Source organism: Kocuria sp. CPCC 205258, from assembly GCF_040981005.1.
In the GTDB taxonomy this organism is placed as follows: domain Bacteria; phylum Actinomycetota; class Actinomycetes; order Actinomycetales; family Micrococcaceae; genus Kocuria; species Kocuria rosea.
Window position 1 is genome coordinate 171,981 of record NZ_JAVKPS010000008.1, and the last position, 14,723, is coordinate 186,703.

Here is a 14,723-nt window from a genome sequence, read left to right on the forward strand (position 1 = left end):
CTCGCCCGGGGGCCGGCGCACCCTGCCGGACCGTCGACGCCGGGCGAGCCGCCGTTGCCGGTCCCCGGCGGCGGGGCCATGATGGGGACCATGACCGAGACCCCGCTCACGCACGTCGACGAGAACTGGCAGCGCGCCCTGGTGGTGGTGGCGCACCCGGACGACATGGAGTTCGGCGCCGCCGCGGCCGTGGCCCGCTGGACCGGACAGGGCAAGGACGTGGTGTACTGCCTCGTCACCAGCGGGGAGGCCGGCATCGACGGCCTCGAGCCGCAGCAGTGTGGTCCGCTGCGGGAGGCGGAGCAGCGGGAGTCCTGCCGGGTCGTGGGCGTGGAGCAGGTGGAGTTCCTGCACCTGCCGGACGGGGTGCTCGAGTACGGGGTGGCGCTGCGGCGCCGGATCGCGGAGGTGGTCCGCCGGCACCGCCCGGACGTGGTGATCACCAACAACTTCCGCGACACCTGGGACGGCGCCACCAACCTGAACCAGGCCGACCACATCGCCACGGGCCGGGCCACCCTGGACGCCGTGCGGGACGCCGGCAACCGGTGGGTCTTCCCGGAGCAGGTCGAGGCGGGCCTGCAGCCGTGGCCCGACGTGCTGGCGGTGTGGGCGGCGGCCTCGCCCGACTCCCGGCACGCGGCGGACGTCACGGAGACCTTCGACGCCGGCGTGGAGTCCCTGCGCGCGCACGGCGCCTACCTGGAGGGCCTGGGCTGGGCCGACTTCGACCCGGACGCCTTCCTGCGGGGCAACGCCGCCGCCGTGGGCGAGCGGCTCGGGGTGCCGCTCGCGAGCTCCTTCGAGGTGCTCCCCCTGCGGTGGGGCGGCACCGAGGACTGAGCCCGGCTCCGCCGGCGCGGAGCAGTCAGGCCGACTCGGGCTCCCGGAGGACCAGGAGCACCAGCAGCACGGCGAGGACCACGAGGGCCGCCACGAAACCGACGGCCCCGGCCCAGCCGGTGACCGTGTAGAAGACCCCGCCGGCCGTGCCCAGCACGGACGAGCCCGCGTAGTAGAAGAGCGTGTAGAGGGACGATGCCTGCGCCTTGCCGGTGCGGGAGCGCACCGGGACCCATCCGGACGCCACGGCGTGCGCGGCGAAGAAGCCGGCGGTGAACAGCAGCAGCCCCACGACGATCACGGGGATCGACGGGACCAGCGTGGCCAGCAGCCCGGCGAGCATCACGGTCCCGCTGCTCGCGAGGACCACCCGGCGCCCGTGGGCCGCCGCGATCCGGCCGGCCGTCCCGGAGGACCAGGTGCCCGAGAGGTAGGCGAGGAACAGGAGGCTCACCACGGTCTGGGACACCCCGAACGGCTCCTCACCGAGGTGGAAGCCCAGGTAGTTGTAGATCGCCACGAACCCGCCCATGAGCAGGAAGCCCTGCAGGTAGAGCACCAGCAGACCGCGGTCCGCGAGGTTCGCCCGCAGCCGCCCGAGCAGACCGGCCGGCCCGGTGAGCCGGACGGTCTGGCGCACGAACCCGCGCTGGCGCGGGGCGATCAGGACGAAGACCACGGCGGCCAGCGCGGCGAGCACGCTCACGGTGATCGTGCCGGTCCGCCAGCCGAAGGCGTCGCCCACGGGTGCGGCGATGATGCGCCCGGCGAGGCCGCCCAGGCTGGTGCCCGCCACGTAGGTGCCGGCGGCCACGGCCGCGTGCCGGCGGTCGAGCTCCTCCGCGAGGTAGGCCATGGCCACGGCGGGGATCCCGCCCAGGGCGATGCCCTCCGCGAAGCGCAGCGCCACCACGGCCTCGAAGCTCGGCGCCAGGGGCATGACGAGCCCCAGGACCGTGGCGGAGACGACGGCCATCACCATGGTCCGCAGCCGGCCCCACCGGTCGGAGACCACGGACCATGGCAGGACGCCCACGGCGAGGCCGAAGGTCGCGGCGGAGACGCCCAGGGACGCCCGCGCGGCGTCGATCCCGAGGTCCGCGGCCAGGAGGGGCAGCACGCCCTGCACGGAGTAGAGCTGGGCGAACGTCGCCACGCCGGCGCACAGCAGCGCCAGCAGCACCCGGCGGTAGCCCCGGCTGCCGCGGTCGTAGCCGGTCCAGCCGCCGGGCTCAGCCACGACCGGCCCCGCGGTTCTCCCGGGCCCCGGCCCGCAGCCCGGTGACCACCCACAGGCCCAGGAGCAGGAACAGGGCGAGATAGGGCAGCGCGGCCACGGCGTCGATCGCCGGCCCGGGGATGCCCACCGGCCTCAGCCACGCGTCCCAGCGGATCGGCCCGACGTACAGGCCCACCAGGGCGACCCCGCCCAGCACCAGGGCGAGCCGGCGCGGACCGTCCCGGAGGAACGCCGGCCACGCCTCGACCCACAGCGCCGTCCACACGAGCCCCCACCACACGTGGTGGTGGGACCAGGTCACCGGGGACAGGTAGAGCATGAGGAGGGCGTTGACCGCCACCACGGAGAGGATCATCCCCCGGGCGGCGAGGACCCGGATCAGCAGGGCAACGCCCACCACCGCGGCGAGGAGCAGGACCCCGCGCAGCAGGGGCTCCGGCTCCCCGGGGACGCCGAGGTGGAGGAGCACCCCCTGCAGCGAGGTGTTGTCGACGTACGCGGTGTCGCCGACGCGCTCGTCGCTGAGCACGGCCTCGGTCCAGAACACGACCGCGTCCCGCGGCAGCGCCAGGAACCCGATCAGCACGGTCGCGGCGAAGGTGAGGCCCATCGTGAGGATCGGCCGCAGCTGTCCGCGGACCAGGAACACCAGCCCGAACGCGAGGGGGGTCAGCTTGATGCCGGCGGCCAGGCCGATCCAGAACCCGCGCGGGATCCGGCCCAGCAGGGTGTCGTCGCGGGTGCGCAGCAGGTCGTAGAGCACCAGGGCCATGAGCAGCGCGTTGATCTGCCCGAGACCCACGTTGCGCATCCACGGCCCCGACCACAGCAGCACGGCGGTGCCGGCGGCCACTGCGGTGGCGGGGCCCAGCAGGGCCTGCAGGGGCGCCGGCCGGCCGCGGGCGGCCGCCCGGCGCAGGAGCACGGCCGAGAGGACCGCGGCGACGCCCATCGAGGCGAGACCCAGGGCGAGCTCGGTGAGCCGCTCGGGGAGGAAGGCGAGCGGCACGAACAGCAGCGCCGCGAACGGCGGGTAGGTGAACGGCAGCCCGCCGTCGCCGTCCGGGCTGAGCCCGGGGCCGTAGAGCTCGTCGTCGAAGCCGTGCCGGTCCACCACGGCCATCCCGCCGAGCCGGTAGACGTCCAGGTCGATGCTGCTGTCGAGGACCAGCCACACGGACCGCACCAGCACGCCCGCCAGCAGCAGCCACACCAGGCCGGTCAGCGCCGTCGAGCGTCCGGTGCGGGACGCGACGGCGGCGGACGGAACGCTCACCAGGGCCTCAGTTCTCGGGTCGGTGCGTGCCGGAGCGGACGCAGGCGGAGGTTGCGGCACCCACTCTAAGCCCGCCCCGGTCCCGCCCCCCGTCCCGGCCGGCCCGGGGCCGGGGCCGACGGCCCGGGAACACGGCATGATGGACCCTGACACGTCGGAGACACCGCGACGGCACGCACCCCGGGCAACCGGGACCGCGTGCCTGCCGCGAGCACCGGAGGAGAACCATGACGGAGCACGAGACGGGCGGCCCGCCCGGGGCGTCCTTGCACGAGCTGCTGCTCGAGAGCGAGGACATCGCGTCCTTCCTCGACGCCCTCTCGGGCCGCATCGCCCAGGCCCTGTCCACCGACGGGGACGAGGTGTGGTGCGCGGTCACCCTGCTCCGGCCGAAGCGGTCCTCCACCGTGGCCTCCTCGAGCCCCGCGGCCGAGGCCCTGGACGAGATCCAGTACCACTACGGTGACGGGCCGTGCCTCACGGCGTCCCGCGAGAACCGGCTGGTCCACGTCCCGGACACCCGTTCCGATCCCCGGTGGCCCGAGTACGGCCGGGCCGCCGCCGCCCACGGCATCCTCTCCGCCCTGGGGGTGCCCCTGGACCTCGCCGGCGAGGCCTCGGCGGCCCTGGACGTCTATGCCGACCGTCCGCACAAGTTCGACCGGGCGACGATCGAGGTCATCCAGCGCGAGGTGGCCTCCGCCTCCAGCGCGCTGCGCCTGGCCGTGCGGATGGAGAAGCACCGGGACGCCGAGGCGGACCTGAGGGCGGCCATGGCCTCGCGCACCACCATCGACCTCGCCGTGGGCATCGTCATGAGCCAGAACCGCTGCACCCAGGAACAGGCCTTCGACATCCTCCGGTCCGCCTCCAGCCACCGCAACGTCAAGCTGCGCGACCTGGCCGCGGAGCTGGTCGCCACCGTCGGACAGGGCCCGGCCACCACCCACTTCGACCGCTGACGGCCCTTCCGGCGGGCACTGCTCCGCTCCCGCGGAAGGACCGGGGCCGCGTGCGGACGGGAGCGGCTACCCCTTCCGCCACTCGTCGCTCGTCAGGTGCGAGCCCGCCTGCGGTCCCATCTGCACCATGCCGCCGTCGACGACCCAGGACGCCCCGGTGACGTAGGCGGAGGCCGGGGACGCGAGGAACGCGATGACCGCGGCGACCTCGCGGGCGTCCCCGGGCCGGCCCAGCGGCACGCCGGGACGGTGGGCGGCCCGCGGGTTCTCGTCCTCCTGCCCCGTCATGGGGGTGGCGATCTCCCCCGGGGCCACCGAGTTCGCGGTGATCCCGTGCTCCCCCAGCTCGAGCGCGATGGTCTTCACGAGTCCGCCGAGGCCGTGCTTGGCGGCGTCGTAGGCGCTCGAGCCGACCCGGGGCACGTGCTCGTGGACGCTCGTGACGGCGATCAGCCGCCCGCCCCGCCCGGCGGCCACCAGGTGCCGCGCCGCCGCCTGGAGGCACACGAACGCGCCGTCGAGATCGGTGGCGAGCACTTTGCGCCACGTGCCCAGGGACGTCTCCAGGAACGGGACGTTCGCCCCCGTGCCCGAGTTGTGCACGAACACGTCCAGGCCGCCCAGTCCCTCCACGAGGCCGTCGACGACGGCGCCGCAGCGCTCCAGCTCCGTGGTGTCCAGCCGCGCCACCACGGCCCGGCGGTCGTAGGACCGGACCTCCTCCGCCGTCCGCTCGGCACCCTCCTCGTCCCGGTGCCAGGTGATCCCCACGTCCATGCCGGCCGCCGCGAGCGCCACGGCGGTCGCACGCCCGATGCCGGAGTCGGAGCCGGTCACCACGGCCGTGCGGGGTTCGAAGTCGGGAGCGTGCTCCATGGTCGTCGCCTTCCCTCCGTGCAGAGCGCGGACCGCCGTGCGGGACGGCCCGGGGGCACCAGCCTATTCCCGGCGGTGACGTTGGGCACACCCCCCGGCCGGAGCCGTTGCGGACCGCGGCCGAGGAGAGGAAGATCTTAAGCAAGCTGATGGTCGGAGACGAGGAGAGCGTCATGGCACACCAGGACCCGTCAGGATCGACCGTCCCGGAGGAACCCCGGGAGCCCGGGAAGGACCGGCCGGGCGCCTCCACCCCGCGAGGGCGGCGGCAGGAGGTGGTCGCCGCGGAGAAGCGGGAGTTCGGGGGCGTGAAGTTCGGCTCCGCGTTCTTCGGCTGGATGACCGCCACGGGCATCGCCGTGCTGCTCACCGCCCTGCTCGGTGCGATCGGTGCGGGCGTGGGCGTGGCGACCAGCTCGGACCCGGGCGAGATCGCGGAGCAGGTGGCGCAGGACGCCGGCACCGTGGGCCTCGTCAGCGGCATCGCCCTGGCCCTGGTCCTCTTCGTCGCCTACTTCGCCGGGGGCTACGTGGCCGGGCGGATGGCCCGGTTCGACGGCGCCAAGCAGGGGGTCGCCGTGTGGGTGTGGGCGGTCCTCATCGCGATCGTCCTGGCGGTCCTGGGCGCGGTGGCGGGCGAGCAGTTCAACGTGCTGCGCGAGCTCAACAGCTTCCCCCGCATCCCGATCGGCGAGGGCGCCCTGACCACGGGCGGCATCATCGCCCTGGTGGTCGCCGTCCTGATCCCGCTGCTCGCGGCGGTCCTCGGCGGCCTGGCCGGGATGCGCTTCCACCGGAAGGTGGACCAGGCCGGCATCGACCACCAGTACCGCTCGCACTTCTAGGACCGCGCCTGGGACCGGGGCGGGTCAGAGCTCGAGGACGAGCCGCCCCCGCACTCCCCCGGCCTCGAGCCGGCGGTGCGCCTCCGCGGCGTCCGCGGCGGGCAGGACGGCGGCCACGCGCAGGGAGAGCACCCCCTCCTCCACGTACCGGCGCAGCCGGTCCAGCTTCTCGCCCGAGTGGTACTCCTGGGGCACGCTGATCCGGTGCACGGTGATCCCCCGGCCCGGGTCCCCCGTCCAGTGCCGCACGGTCGCGAACCCTCCGCCGTCCCGGACGGCGGGGGCCGCCTTCTCGTTCAGCACGGCGGCGTCCACGAGGGCGTCGACCCCGTCGGGGAAGAACTCCCGGATCCGCTCGGCGACGTCGTCCCCGCGTGCCACCACGTGATCGGCGCCGAGGCTGTCGACGAGCTCCAGATCGTGCTCCGCGGCGTCCGCGATCACGGTGAGGCCCTCGTGCTTGGCGAGCTCCACCACGTAGTTGCCGAGGGTCCCGGCGGCCCCGGTGACGGCCAGGGTCTGCTCGGGCTGGAGGTCCAGCACCTCGAGGACCTGCAGGGCCGTGAGCCCGTTCATGGGCAGCGTGGCGGCCGTGGCGAAGTCCGTGTCCGCCGGGAGACGGGCGATCGAGTCGTCGGGGGCGACGAGGAGCTCCGCGTAGGCGCCCCCGTGCTCCCCGCGCGGCAGGGCGATGGCCATGACCGCCTCCCCCACGCGCCAGGCGCTGCCCTCCCCCACCTCGTCGACGACCCCGGCCGCGTCCATCCCCGGCACGTACGGCGGCCGCAGGTGCTCCACGGGTTGACCGCCGGCGCGCAGCAGGGTGTCCGTGGGGCTGACGGCGGCCGCCCTGACCCGGATCCGGACCTCTCCGGGACCGGGGTGGGGGTCCGGCACCTCGTGGACGGCGAGGACCTCGGGCCCTCCGAACGTCTCGACTCCGATGACTCGCATGCCCGTTCCAACCCCGGGGCGCCCGCACCCATTCCGGCTCCGCGCCGATGCCGTTCCGATGCCGTTCCGATGCCGTCCTGACATGCGGGCGAGGATCCCGTCACACCGTTGCGGCCCCGCCGGTCCGGGGCCATGCTGAGGGCGGGTCCCGCCGCACCACGAAGGGGAGCACCATGGCACCGACAGACTTCATCACCCTTCCCGTCTCGGACCTGGAGAGATCGAAACGGTTCTACTCCTGTCTCGGCTGGCGGCTGCACCCGGCGTTCGAGGGCACCGGCGCCGGGACCGTCGAGATCCGCGAGGACGAGCACGTCATGGTCCTGAGCGAGGACCGCCACCTGCGCCTGGTGGGGCCCGGGACCCCCGGCACCCCGGCCGACGCCTCCGTCGTCAACGCGCTCAGCGTCGACTCCCCGGACGAGATCGACGTCATCGTCGACCGCGCCGTCCGCGCCGGCGGGACCGAGGGCGACGCCCAGGACTACGGCTTCCTGCGCTCGCGCTGCTTCCGGGACCCCGACGGCCACCAGTGGGAGATCCTGTGGGTCGATCCCGCGGCGGCCTCCGTCCGCGCCGCCCGCCGGCGGTGACCGCGGGCACGGCGGAGCCCGGTCACCACGGGTGACCGGGCTCCGTCCCGCCTCGGCGGCTCAGGTGCTCACTTCTCGGAGACGGCCGCCGCGAGCCGCTCGAGGGAGTGCTCCAGGGCGCCCTCCTCGAAGAGCGGGAAGGACACGGCCTTCCTGGCGTCCGGGGTCGCGTGCTCCCACGAGTAGGTCTCGGTGACCAGCGTGGCGCCGGGGCCCTGGGGCTCGAGCTCCCAGATCCACTCCCAGCCCTCCAGCTCGGCGCCCTGCGGCTTGGGCTTCCAAGCGAGGAGCTTGTTCTCGTCGTAGCCGGAGACGGTGTTCTCCATGACGTAGTCGCCGCCCATGTGCTCGCCGTTCATGTTCATCACGAACACCTGGCCGACCTTCTGGATGCGCTGGTCGTCGCCGGAGACGACCGTGCCGGAGCCGTCGATCTGCCGGTGGCGCGACGGCAGGCTGAGGACGTCGAAGATGGCGTCGGCGGGAGCGTCGATGACGCGGCTGGCGGACAGGCTGTTCTCGGACACGGGTGGTTCCTCTCGTCGGCAACGGTACGGCCCCACCGTAGACAGACGGGACCGGTCCCTGGCCAGGGCTGTCCGCTCCCCGCGTAGCCGGGCCCCGGCCGGGTTCTCGACGCCGTGGACGGGGGCGGCCGCCCGGGCGGACCGGGTCAGTAGGGCTGCTGGGACGGGTCCACCTGCTCGATCCACGCCAGCACCCCGCCCTCGAGGTGCGCGACGTCGGTGCGGCCCGCGGCGCGCAGGAGGTGCAGGGCCCGTTCGGAGCGCGCCCCGGCCTTGCAGTGCAGCAGCACCCGGCGGCCCGGGGCGATCCGGGCGAGGGCCTCCCCGGACTCGAACTGGTCCAGCGGGAGCAGCCGTGCCCCGGGGATCGCCGCGAGCCGGGCCTCGTAGGGCTCCCGGACGTCGACGAGCTCGAAGTCCGCGGCGCCGCGCTCCCGGGCCGCCAGCAGCTCCGCGAGCTCGGGGGCCGTCACGGTGGGGACGCCTCCCGGCTGCGGGCCGGGCGCCGGGCAGGCGGGGGCGCTGTCGCCGGCCGACGCCAGGGTGGTCACGGGCGCGCGGCCCGGCGTGGGCACCAGCGGGATCTCCCACCAGCGCGCCGAGAGGGCGTCGTAGGTGGCGACCCGGCCGAGCATCGTGGTGCCGATCCCGGTGACCAGCTTGACGGCCTCGACCGCCATGGCAGTGCCCAGCAACCCCGGCAGCACGCCGAGCACCCCGGCCTCGGCGCAGCTGGGCACCGTGCCCGGCGCCGGGGGCACGGGGTAGAGGTCGCGGTAGGTGGGCCCGTGCGCGCCCCAGAACACCGAGTACTGGCCGTCGAAGCGCAGGATCGAGCCCCACACGTGCGGGACACCGGCCAGCTCGCACGCGTCGGAGACGAGGTAGCGGGTCTCGAAGTTGTCCGTGCCGTCCAGGACGAGGTCGTACCCGGCGAGGACCTCCTCCGCGCTGTCCGCGGTGAGCCGCTCGCGGTGCTCCACGACGCGCACCAGCGGGTTGAGGTCGGCGATCCGCGCGGCGGCCGAGGCGGTCTTGGGCGCCCCGAGAGTCCCCTCGCCGTGGATCACCTGGCGCTGCAGGTTGGAGGCGTCCACGTCGTCGTCGTCGACGACGCCGAGGGTCCCGACGCCCGCGGCGGCGAGGTAGAGCAGGGCCGGGGAGCCGAGACCGCCCGCGCCCACGCACAGCACCCGGGCGTTCTTGAGCCGCCGCTGGCCCTCCTCGCCGATCTCGGGGACGGTCAGGTGGCGGGCGTAGCGGCGCAGCTCGGCGTCGGTGAGCTCCGCGGCGGGCTCGACGAGCGGGGAGAGGTCCACGGCGCTCAGGCGTCCAGTCCGACCCACTCGGTGGAGCCGTCCGCGAACCGCTGCTCCTTCCAGATGGGCACCTCGGTCTTGATCCGGTCCACGAGCGCGTCGCAGGCGGCGAACGCGAGCTTGCGGTGGGCGGCGGCCACGGCGGCCTCCAGGGCGGAGTCCCCCACGCGCAGGTGGCCGACCCGGTGGGCGGCCCAGATCCGCACCCCGGGGAACTCCTCGGCGACCCGGCGGGCCACGTCCTGGACGGCCCGGTCCGCGCCGGGGTGGCAGGTGTAGTCGAGGCTGGTGACGGGGCGGCCGCCGTCGTGGTCGCGGATGACACCGCTGAAGGAGACCACGGCGCCGGTCCGCTCGTCCTGCACGGCCTCGACGGCCCGGGCGTGGTCCAGGGGCTCCTCGGTGACGAAGGCGCCGACCACGGCGGTCTCCGCCTGGATCGGTCCGGGTGTGCTCATCGGTCGGTCTCCTCGTGCGGTCGGGGGTCGTGGCGGGGGCCGTCGTGCCCGCGGTCGCGGTGGCCCTCGAGCTGGTCGCAGACGTGGTCGAGGATCGGCTCGAGGACCTTCAGCCCGTCCCAGACCCCGCCGGTGGAGCCGGGGAGGTTGACCACGAAGGTGGCGCCGCTGACCCCGGCGTGCCCGCGGCTGAGCACCGCCAGGGGGGTGGTCCTCCGGCCCTCCGCCCACAGTGCCTCCATGATGCCGGGCAGCTCGCGGTCGAGGAAGGGCCGGGTCATCTCGGGGGTGAGGTCGTCCGGGCCGAGACCGGTCCCGCCGCTGGTGACGACCACCCGGGGGCGGTCCGCGGGGACCCGGGCCACGAGCAGCCGCTCGAGCTCGGCGCGCACGTCCTCGCCGTCGGCCACCACGAACGGACCTTCGACCTCGAAGCCGTGGGAGCCGAACCAGTCGGCGGCGATCCGCCCGCTCCGATCCTGGTAGACCCCGGCGGCGGCGCGGGTGGAGGCGACGATGACGGCGGCACTCCTCATGCGGTGTCCCCGTCGGTCCGCGCCCAGTCCCCGGACTTGCCGCCGGACTTCGCGAGCACCCTGACCCGGTCGATCTCGGCCAGCTTGTCCACGGCCTTGATCATGTCGTAGAGGGTCAGGGCGGCCACCGAGGCCGCGGTCAGCGCCTCCATCTCCACGCCGGTCACCCCGCGCGTGCGCACCGTCGCGGTGATCCGCACGCCGTCCGCCAGCCGCTCGAAGTCCACGGTCACCTTGCTGATCGGCAGCGGGTGGCACAGCGGGACGAGCTCCGGGGTCCGCTTGGCCGCCATGATGCCGGCCACCCGGGCCACCGGCAGGGCGTCCCCCTTGGGGAGGTCCGCGGCGAAGACCTGCTCGACGACGTCGGGGCGGGTGCGCAGCGTGGCCGTCGCAGTGGCCTCGCGGGTGGTCACGGCCTTGTCGGAGACGTCCACCATGTGCGCGGACCCGTCCGCCCGGACGTGCGTGAGGCTCTGCTGCTGCTCGGTCATGTCGGTTCGGTCCCCTTCGGCTCTCCCGGATGGTGCGTCCCTCCCATTCTGGCCCACCCCCGTGCCGCGCACCGCCGCGTCATGTCTGGTCCCGCCCCGGGGCGCGGTGCTAGCTTGACGGGACGCGACCACGATGCCGTGGCGCCACCCGCCCAGCCCGAGGAGCACAGCATGACGGACGAGCACTCCGGCGACGTGGAGGAGCTGGCGGTCAACAGCTGCTGGGACCTGCTCCGGGACGCGGGCGTCGGCCGCCTCGCCGTGTGGGTGGAGGACCACCCGGACATCTTCCCGATCAACTTCGTGGTGGACCACGGGACCCTCGTCTTCCGCACGGCCGAGGGGACGAAGGTCGCCGGGGCCCTCACGGACATCCCCGTGGCGGTCGAGATCGACGGGTACGACGAGCCCGCAGGGAAGGCGTGGAGCGTGGTGGTCAGGGGCCGCGCCGAGCGCATCCAGCAGATCCAGGAGCTCACGGACACCCTGGACCTGCCGCTGTTCCCGTGGCAGACGGGGCGCAAGGGCGTCTTCGTCCGGGTCGTGCCGTCCCTCGTGACCGGCCGCCGGTTCCCGGTCGCGGACCCGGAGGTGTGGCGCACCCCGCTCTCGGGGGTGCGGCGCGCCCCCGACGAGTGAGCGCCCGGACGCTGCGTTCCACGCGTGGCCCGACGCCCGGACCGCGCCGGGACTAGCCTGGCCGGATGGACCGGCCGACCCTCCGCCCTCCCGGCGACCTCCGCCCCGGCGTGCGTCTCGACGTGCGCGACGACGGGCCCCCGGACGGGGAGCCCGTGCTGCTGCTGCACGGCTTCCCGCAGGACGGCACGAGCTGGTCCGGGGTCGCGCCCGTGCTGCGGCGCGCCGGCCTGCGCACGCTCGTGCCCGATCAGCGCGGCTACTCCCCCGGCGCCAGGCCCCGGGGCCGCCGCGCCTACCGGCTCGAGCTGCTCGTCCAGGACGCCGTGGCGCTGCTGGACGCCGCCGGGCTGGAGCGCGCCCACGTCGTCGGCCACGACTGGGGCGGGATCGTGGCGTGGGCCTTCGCGGCCCACCGGCCGGAGCGGACGGCGTCCCTGACGGTGGCCTCGGTCCCCCACCCCCGGGCGCTCGCGCGCTCCCTGACCCGCTCGCCGCAGGCGCTGCGCTCGGCCTACGTCGGGGCCTTCCAGGTGCCCCGGCTCCCGGAGGCGCTGCTCGGCCCGCGCCTCGAGCAGCTCCTGCGCCGCTCCGGCCTGCCCGCGGCGGAGGCCGCCCGCTACGCGGCCCGGATGCGGGAGCCCGGCGCGCTCACCGGCGCCCTGAACTGGTACCGCGCCCTGCCGCTGTCCCGGCTGCGCACCGGACCGGTGGACGTGCCGACCACGTACGCGTGGGGCGCCCGGGACCCCGCCCTGGGCCGGCGGGCCGCAGAGCTCACGGCCGAGCACGTGCGGGGGCCCTACCGGTTCGTGGAGCTTGACGCCGGCCACTGGCTGCCGGAGACCCGTGCCGTGGAGCTGGCGGGACTGGTGCTCGAGCGCGTCGGCGGGACCGCGAACACCCCGTAGCGGCTCAGCCCCGCGGGGAGGGACCCTCGGACGGCGCGTCCTCGCGCCGGCGCCGGGGGGTCCCCGCGATGCGCAGCGCGGCCTGGACCGCCAGCAGCGCGAACGCCGCGTAGTAGATCCCCACGGAGGGGTAGAGCTGGGGGACGGTGCCGTTCCAGCCCACCAGGGTGAGCACGAACAGGACGCCCCCGAGCACGAGCAGCCCGAGGTGCGCGGTGCCGAAGGCGCCCCGCTCGCCGCGGCGGGCGAGGAAGAGCGCCAGGACGGCGAAGAAGATCGGGAAGAGCATCTGGCCCACCACGGTGATGCCGTTCTGGTGGTACTCGTAGCGGCCGAGCGCCTGGATCACGGCGGTGGCGGCGAGGAGCAGCGGGGCGAGCAGGGACGTCATGGGGACCTGTTCTGTGCGATCGTCCGGGCGGGGGCGCGGACCAGTCTAGCGAGCGGCGGGGACACCGCCGCGGCGCCCCGGGCCCGCACCGGGTCAGTCGAGCAGCAGCAGCTCCACCGGGGTCCCCGCCGGCAGCTCGGCCCCGCCCGCCGGCACGAGCGCGAGGGCGTTGGCCCGGGCCGCGGCGGCCAGCAGGTGGGAGCCGGGCCCGCCCGCCATCCGCACCGTGGCGCCGTCCCAGACGGCGCGGCGCACCTGGGTCCGCCCGGGCAGCGGCCGGACGGCCTCCGCGAGGGGCCCCGTGCGGCGCGCCCGCGGCACCGGGGCGCCCACGGTCTCGGTCAGGGCGGGGCGGAGGAACATCTCGAAGGACACGAGGGTGCTGACGGGGTTGCCGGGCAGGCAGACGAAGGGCACGCCGCCCGGCGCCGCGAGGCCCTGCGGCCCCCCGGGCTGCATCGCGACGTGCACGAACTCGCCGTGGGGCGCGAGCACCTGCCGGACGACCTCGTAGGCGCCCTCGCTCACCCCGCCCGAGGAGACGAAGAAGTCGGGCCTCCGCGCGGTGTCCTCCGCCAGGCGTGCCGCGAAGGCGCCGGCGTCGTCCGAGAGCAGGTGGGCGCCGACCACCTCCACGCCCGCCTCCGCGAGCTGGGCGCGCAGGATCGCCGCGTTCGCGTCGAAGATCTGGGCCGGGCCGCGCGCAGCGCCGGGCGCCACGACCTCGTCGCCCGTCGTGTACAGCACGGCCCGGGGGCGGGCGCGCACGGTCAGCTCCGCGCACCCCAGTGCGGCCGCGAGCCCGATCCGGGCGGGGGTGAGCCGCTGCCCCGCGACCAGCGCCGTGTCCCCGGCGACGACGTCCTCGCCCGCGCGGCGGACGAACCTCCCGGCCGGCTGGCCCGCCGGGAGCCGCAGGCGCGTCCCGGGTGCCGGGAAGCCCCCCGGCAGCGACTCCTCGACGGGCACCACGGCGTCCGCGCCGGACGGCAGGGGCGCGCCGGTCATGACGGGGGCCGCCTCCCCGGGGCCGAGCGGACCCGGGACGTGGCCGGCGGGCACGGGGGCGACGACGACGAACGGGGTGCGCCCGTCCTCCCCGGGCGCCGTCCGGCTGTCGGCGGCGCGGATCGCGAAACCGTCCATCTGGGAGTTGTCGAAGGGCTGCAGGCTCAGGGGCGCCACGAGGTCCTCGGCCAGGACCCGGCCCGGCGCGGCCGCCAGCGGCAGGGTCTCCGTCCGGGCGCGGACGCCACGCAGGGCCTCCGTGACCGCACGGCGGTGCTCGTCGACGCTGCGGACCGGGTGCTGCACGTGCCTGCTCATTCCTCCAGCGTAGGTGCCGGGGCGCGCCCGTCCTGGCAGGATCGGGGCCATGACGCGACGGGATGTGGAGCACACGCCGGACGGACGGTGGATCGTGGTGGACGGCCGGCGGTGGCGCCGCCAGGACCCCGGGCTGCCCGAGGACGTCGCGGCCCGACTGACGTCCCACCTGGGCCGGGCCCGGGCGGCCGTCCGCACGGTGCGGCGGGACGGCACGGAGGAGGAGCTGCGGGCCGTACGGGACCGGGTGGGGATCGCCAAGCTGGGCCTCGGTGAGCGCGGCACGCCGTGGTGGGAGCAGTCTCCCGCCGAGCAGGAGGCCCGGTGGACGGATGCTCTCGCGCGGCTGGACGAGCAGGCCCCGCCGGAGCCGGCGTGACCCCGTACGGCGGCCGGGGCATTCTCGGCATGCTGGGGACTGATTACACTGGGCGGACCATCCCGGCACGCCGAGCACCGTGCGGGCCGGAGACGACCACCGAGGCGGTGACATGAGCGTTTCCCTGGGACTGCCGCGGCTGCGCGATGCGGGT

At 75.3% G+C, this 14,723-nt stretch carries 18 protein-coding genes; 7 read left to right on the top strand and 11 right to left on the bottom strand.

Features of this window, described 5'->3' with window-relative positions:
* Positions 1–90 precede the first annotated feature (90 nt).
* Positions 91–843: a PIG-L deacetylase family protein gene (locus RF644_RS14360; protein WP_368796980.1), complete on the top strand. Its 753-nt coding sequence runs from the start codon at positions 91–93 to the stop codon at positions 841–843.
* Positions 844–868: 25 nt separating this feature from the next.
* Here RF644_RS14360 and RF644_RS14365 read toward each other — a convergent pair whose 3' ends face one another.
* Together RF644_RS14365 and RF644_RS14370 are read right to left on the bottom strand one after the other, a co-directional pair.
* Positions 869–2,083, bottom strand: coding sequence for an MFS transporter (locus tag RF644_RS14365; protein WP_368796981.1), 1,215 nt, complete (start codon positions 2,081–2,083; stop codon positions 869–871).
* Positions 2,076–3,359 (bottom strand): glycosyltransferase 87 family protein, encoded by a 1,284-nt coding sequence (locus tag RF644_RS14370; protein WP_368796982.1) that lies wholly within the window; start codon positions 3,357–3,359, stop codon positions 2,076–2,078. Before RF644_RS14370 ends, RF644_RS14365 begins: the two co-directional genes overlap by 8 nt.
* A 227-nt stretch (positions 3,360–3,586) precedes the next feature.
* Between RF644_RS14370 and RF644_RS14375 the strand changes: the two genes are divergently transcribed.
* The gene (locus RF644_RS14375) at positions 3,587–4,321 is read left to right on the top strand and encodes a GAF and ANTAR domain-containing protein (protein ID WP_368796983.1); all 735 of its coding nucleotides are present in this window, start codon (positions 3,587–3,589) and stop codon (positions 4,319–4,321) included.
* A 66-nt stretch (positions 4,322–4,387) separates the two neighbouring features.
* Here RF644_RS14375 and RF644_RS14380 read toward each other — a convergent pair whose 3' ends face one another.
* The gene (locus RF644_RS14380) at positions 4,388–5,197 is read right to left on the bottom strand and encodes an SDR family oxidoreductase (RefSeq protein ID WP_017832112.1); all 810 of its coding nucleotides are present in this window, start codon (positions 5,195–5,197) and stop codon (positions 4,388–4,390) included.
* A gap of 173 nt (positions 5,198–5,370) precedes the next feature.
* Between RF644_RS14380 and RF644_RS14385 the strand changes: the two genes are divergently transcribed.
* Positions 5,371–6,042, top strand: coding sequence for a hypothetical protein (locus tag RF644_RS14385; protein WP_368796984.1), 672 nt, complete (start codon positions 5,371–5,373; stop codon positions 6,040–6,042).
* A gap of 24 nt (positions 6,043–6,066) precedes the next feature.
* Here RF644_RS14385 and RF644_RS14390 read toward each other — a convergent pair whose 3' ends face one another.
* Complete coding sequence (locus RF644_RS14390; RefSeq protein ID WP_368796985.1) at positions 6,067–6,996, bottom strand: NADP-dependent oxidoreductase; 930 nt, start codon at positions 6,994–6,996, stop codon at positions 6,067–6,069.
* 173 nt (positions 6,997–7,169) lie between these two features.
* Here RF644_RS14390 and RF644_RS14395 point away from each other — a divergent pair, with 173 nt between their 5' ends.
* Positions 7,170–7,589, top strand: a complete 420-nt coding sequence (locus RF644_RS14395; RefSeq protein ID WP_035925887.1) for a VOC family protein — start codon at positions 7,170–7,172, stop codon at positions 7,587–7,589.
* A 68-nt stretch (positions 7,590–7,657) separates the two neighbouring features.
* Here RF644_RS14395 and RF644_RS14400 read toward each other — a convergent pair whose 3' ends face one another.
* The 5 genes from RF644_RS14400 to moaC form a co-directional block, all read right to left on the bottom strand.
* On the bottom strand, positions 7,658–8,116 hold the full coding sequence (locus RF644_RS14400; protein ID WP_133411381.1) for an SRPBCC family protein: 459 nt from the start codon (positions 8,114–8,116) through the stop codon (positions 7,658–7,660).
* A 146-nt stretch (positions 8,117–8,262) separates the two neighbouring features.
* A complete protein-coding gene (gene moeB / locus RF644_RS14405) occupies positions 8,263–9,435 on the bottom strand; it encodes a molybdopterin-synthase adenylyltransferase MoeB (RefSeq protein WP_368796986.1) in 1,173 nt (390 codons plus the stop codon).
* Between the two features lie 5 nt (positions 9,436–9,440).
* Positions 9,441–9,893, bottom strand: coding sequence for a molybdenum cofactor biosynthesis protein MoaE (locus tag RF644_RS14410; protein ID WP_035925876.1), 453 nt, complete (start codon positions 9,891–9,893; stop codon positions 9,441–9,443).
* Positions 9,890–10,429, bottom strand: a complete 540-nt coding sequence (locus RF644_RS14415; RefSeq protein ID WP_368796987.1) for a MogA/MoaB family molybdenum cofactor biosynthesis protein — start codon at positions 10,427–10,429, stop codon at positions 9,890–9,892. The genes RF644_RS14410 and RF644_RS14415 overlap by 4 nt, the downstream gene beginning before the upstream one ends.
* Entirely contained in the window at positions 10,426–10,923 is a 498-nt protein-coding gene (gene moaC, locus RF644_RS14420; protein WP_368796989.1) for a cyclic pyranopterin monophosphate synthase MoaC, read from the bottom strand. The genes RF644_RS14415 and moaC overlap by 4 nt, the downstream gene beginning before the upstream one ends.
* Before the next feature lie 171 nt (positions 10,924–11,094).
* On the opposite strand from moaC, the gene RF644_RS14425 reads away from it, so the two are divergent.
* Together RF644_RS14425 and RF644_RS14430 are read left to right on the top strand one after the other, a co-directional pair.
* Positions 11,095–11,562 (top strand): pyridoxamine 5'-phosphate oxidase family protein, encoded by a 468-nt coding sequence (locus RF644_RS14425; protein WP_368796990.1) that lies wholly within the window; start codon positions 11,095–11,097, stop codon positions 11,560–11,562.
* Between the two features lie 65 nt (positions 11,563–11,627).
* A complete protein-coding gene (locus RF644_RS14430) occupies positions 11,628–12,473 on the top strand; it encodes an alpha/beta fold hydrolase (protein ID WP_368796992.1) in 846 nt (281 codons plus the stop codon).
* A gap of 4 nt (positions 12,474–12,477) precedes the next feature.
* On the opposite strand, the gene RF644_RS14435 is transcribed toward RF644_RS14430, so the two are convergent.
* Together RF644_RS14435 and glp are read right to left on the bottom strand one after the other, a co-directional pair.
* Positions 12,478–12,864: a hypothetical protein gene (locus RF644_RS14435; RefSeq protein ID WP_109243703.1), complete on the bottom strand. Its 387-nt coding sequence runs from the start codon at positions 12,862–12,864 to the stop codon at positions 12,478–12,480.
* A 93-nt stretch (positions 12,865–12,957) separates the two neighbouring features.
* On the bottom strand, positions 12,958–14,190 hold the full coding sequence (gene glp / locus RF644_RS14440) for a gephyrin-like molybdotransferase Glp (protein ID WP_368796993.1): 1,233 nt from the start codon (positions 14,188–14,190) through the stop codon (positions 12,958–12,960).
* Between the two features lie 49 nt (positions 14,191–14,239).
* Between glp and RF644_RS14445 the strand changes: the two genes are divergently transcribed.
* Positions 14,240–14,569, top strand: a complete 330-nt coding sequence (locus RF644_RS14445; protein WP_368796994.1) for a biopolymer transporter Tol — start codon at positions 14,240–14,242, stop codon at positions 14,567–14,569.
* The last annotated feature ends 154 nt before the right edge of the window (positions 14,570–14,723 follow it).

Excerpts from the sequence above, each read along its gene's own strand:
- RF644_RS14360 (WP_368796980.1), top strand. The coding sequence starts at position 91 with ATGACCGAGACCCCGCTCACGCACGTCGACGAGAACTGGCAGCGCGCC.
- RF644_RS14375 (WP_368796983.1), top strand. The coding sequence starts at position 3,587 with ATGACGGAGCACGAGACGGGCGGCCCGCCCGGGGCGTCCTTGCACGAG.
- RF644_RS14380 (WP_017832112.1), bottom strand. The coding sequence starts at position 5,197 with ATGGAGCACGCTCCCGACTTCGAACCCCGCACGGCCGTGGTGACCGGC.
- RF644_RS14385 (WP_368796984.1), top strand. The coding sequence starts at position 5,371 with ATGGCACACCAGGACCCGTCAGGATCGACCGTCCCGGAGGAACCCCGG.
- RF644_RS14390 (WP_368796985.1), bottom strand. The coding sequence starts at position 6,996 with ATGCGAGTCATCGGAGTCGAGACGTTCGGAGGGCCCGAGGTCCTCGCC.
- RF644_RS14395 (WP_035925887.1), top strand. The coding sequence starts at position 7,170 with ATGGCACCGACAGACTTCATCACCCTTCCCGTCTCGGACCTGGAGAGA.
- RF644_RS14410 (WP_035925876.1), bottom strand. The coding sequence starts at position 9,893 with ATGAGCACACCCGGACCGATCCAGGCGGAGACCGCCGTGGTCGGCGCC.
- RF644_RS14415 (WP_368796987.1), bottom strand. The coding sequence starts at position 10,429 with ATGAGGAGTGCCGCCGTCATCGTCGCCTCCACCCGCGCCGCCGCCGGG.
- moaC (WP_368796989.1), bottom strand. The coding sequence starts at position 10,923 with ATGACCGAGCAGCAGCAGAGCCTCACGCACGTCCGGGCGGACGGGTCC.
- RF644_RS14425 (WP_368796990.1), top strand. The coding sequence starts at position 11,095 with ATGACGGACGAGCACTCCGGCGACGTGGAGGAGCTGGCGGTCAACAGC.
- RF644_RS14430 (WP_368796992.1), top strand. The coding sequence starts at position 11,628 with ATGGACCGGCCGACCCTCCGCCCTCCCGGCGACCTCCGCCCCGGCGTG.
- RF644_RS14435 (WP_109243703.1), bottom strand. The coding sequence starts at position 12,864 with ATGACGTCCCTGCTCGCCCCGCTGCTCCTCGCCGCCACCGCCGTGATC.
- glp (WP_368796993.1), bottom strand. The coding sequence starts at position 14,190 with ATGAGCAGGCACGTGCAGCACCCGGTCCGCAGCGTCGACGAGCACCGC.
- RF644_RS14445 (WP_368796994.1), top strand. The coding sequence starts at position 14,240 with ATGACGCGACGGGATGTGGAGCACACGCCGGACGGACGGTGGATCGTG.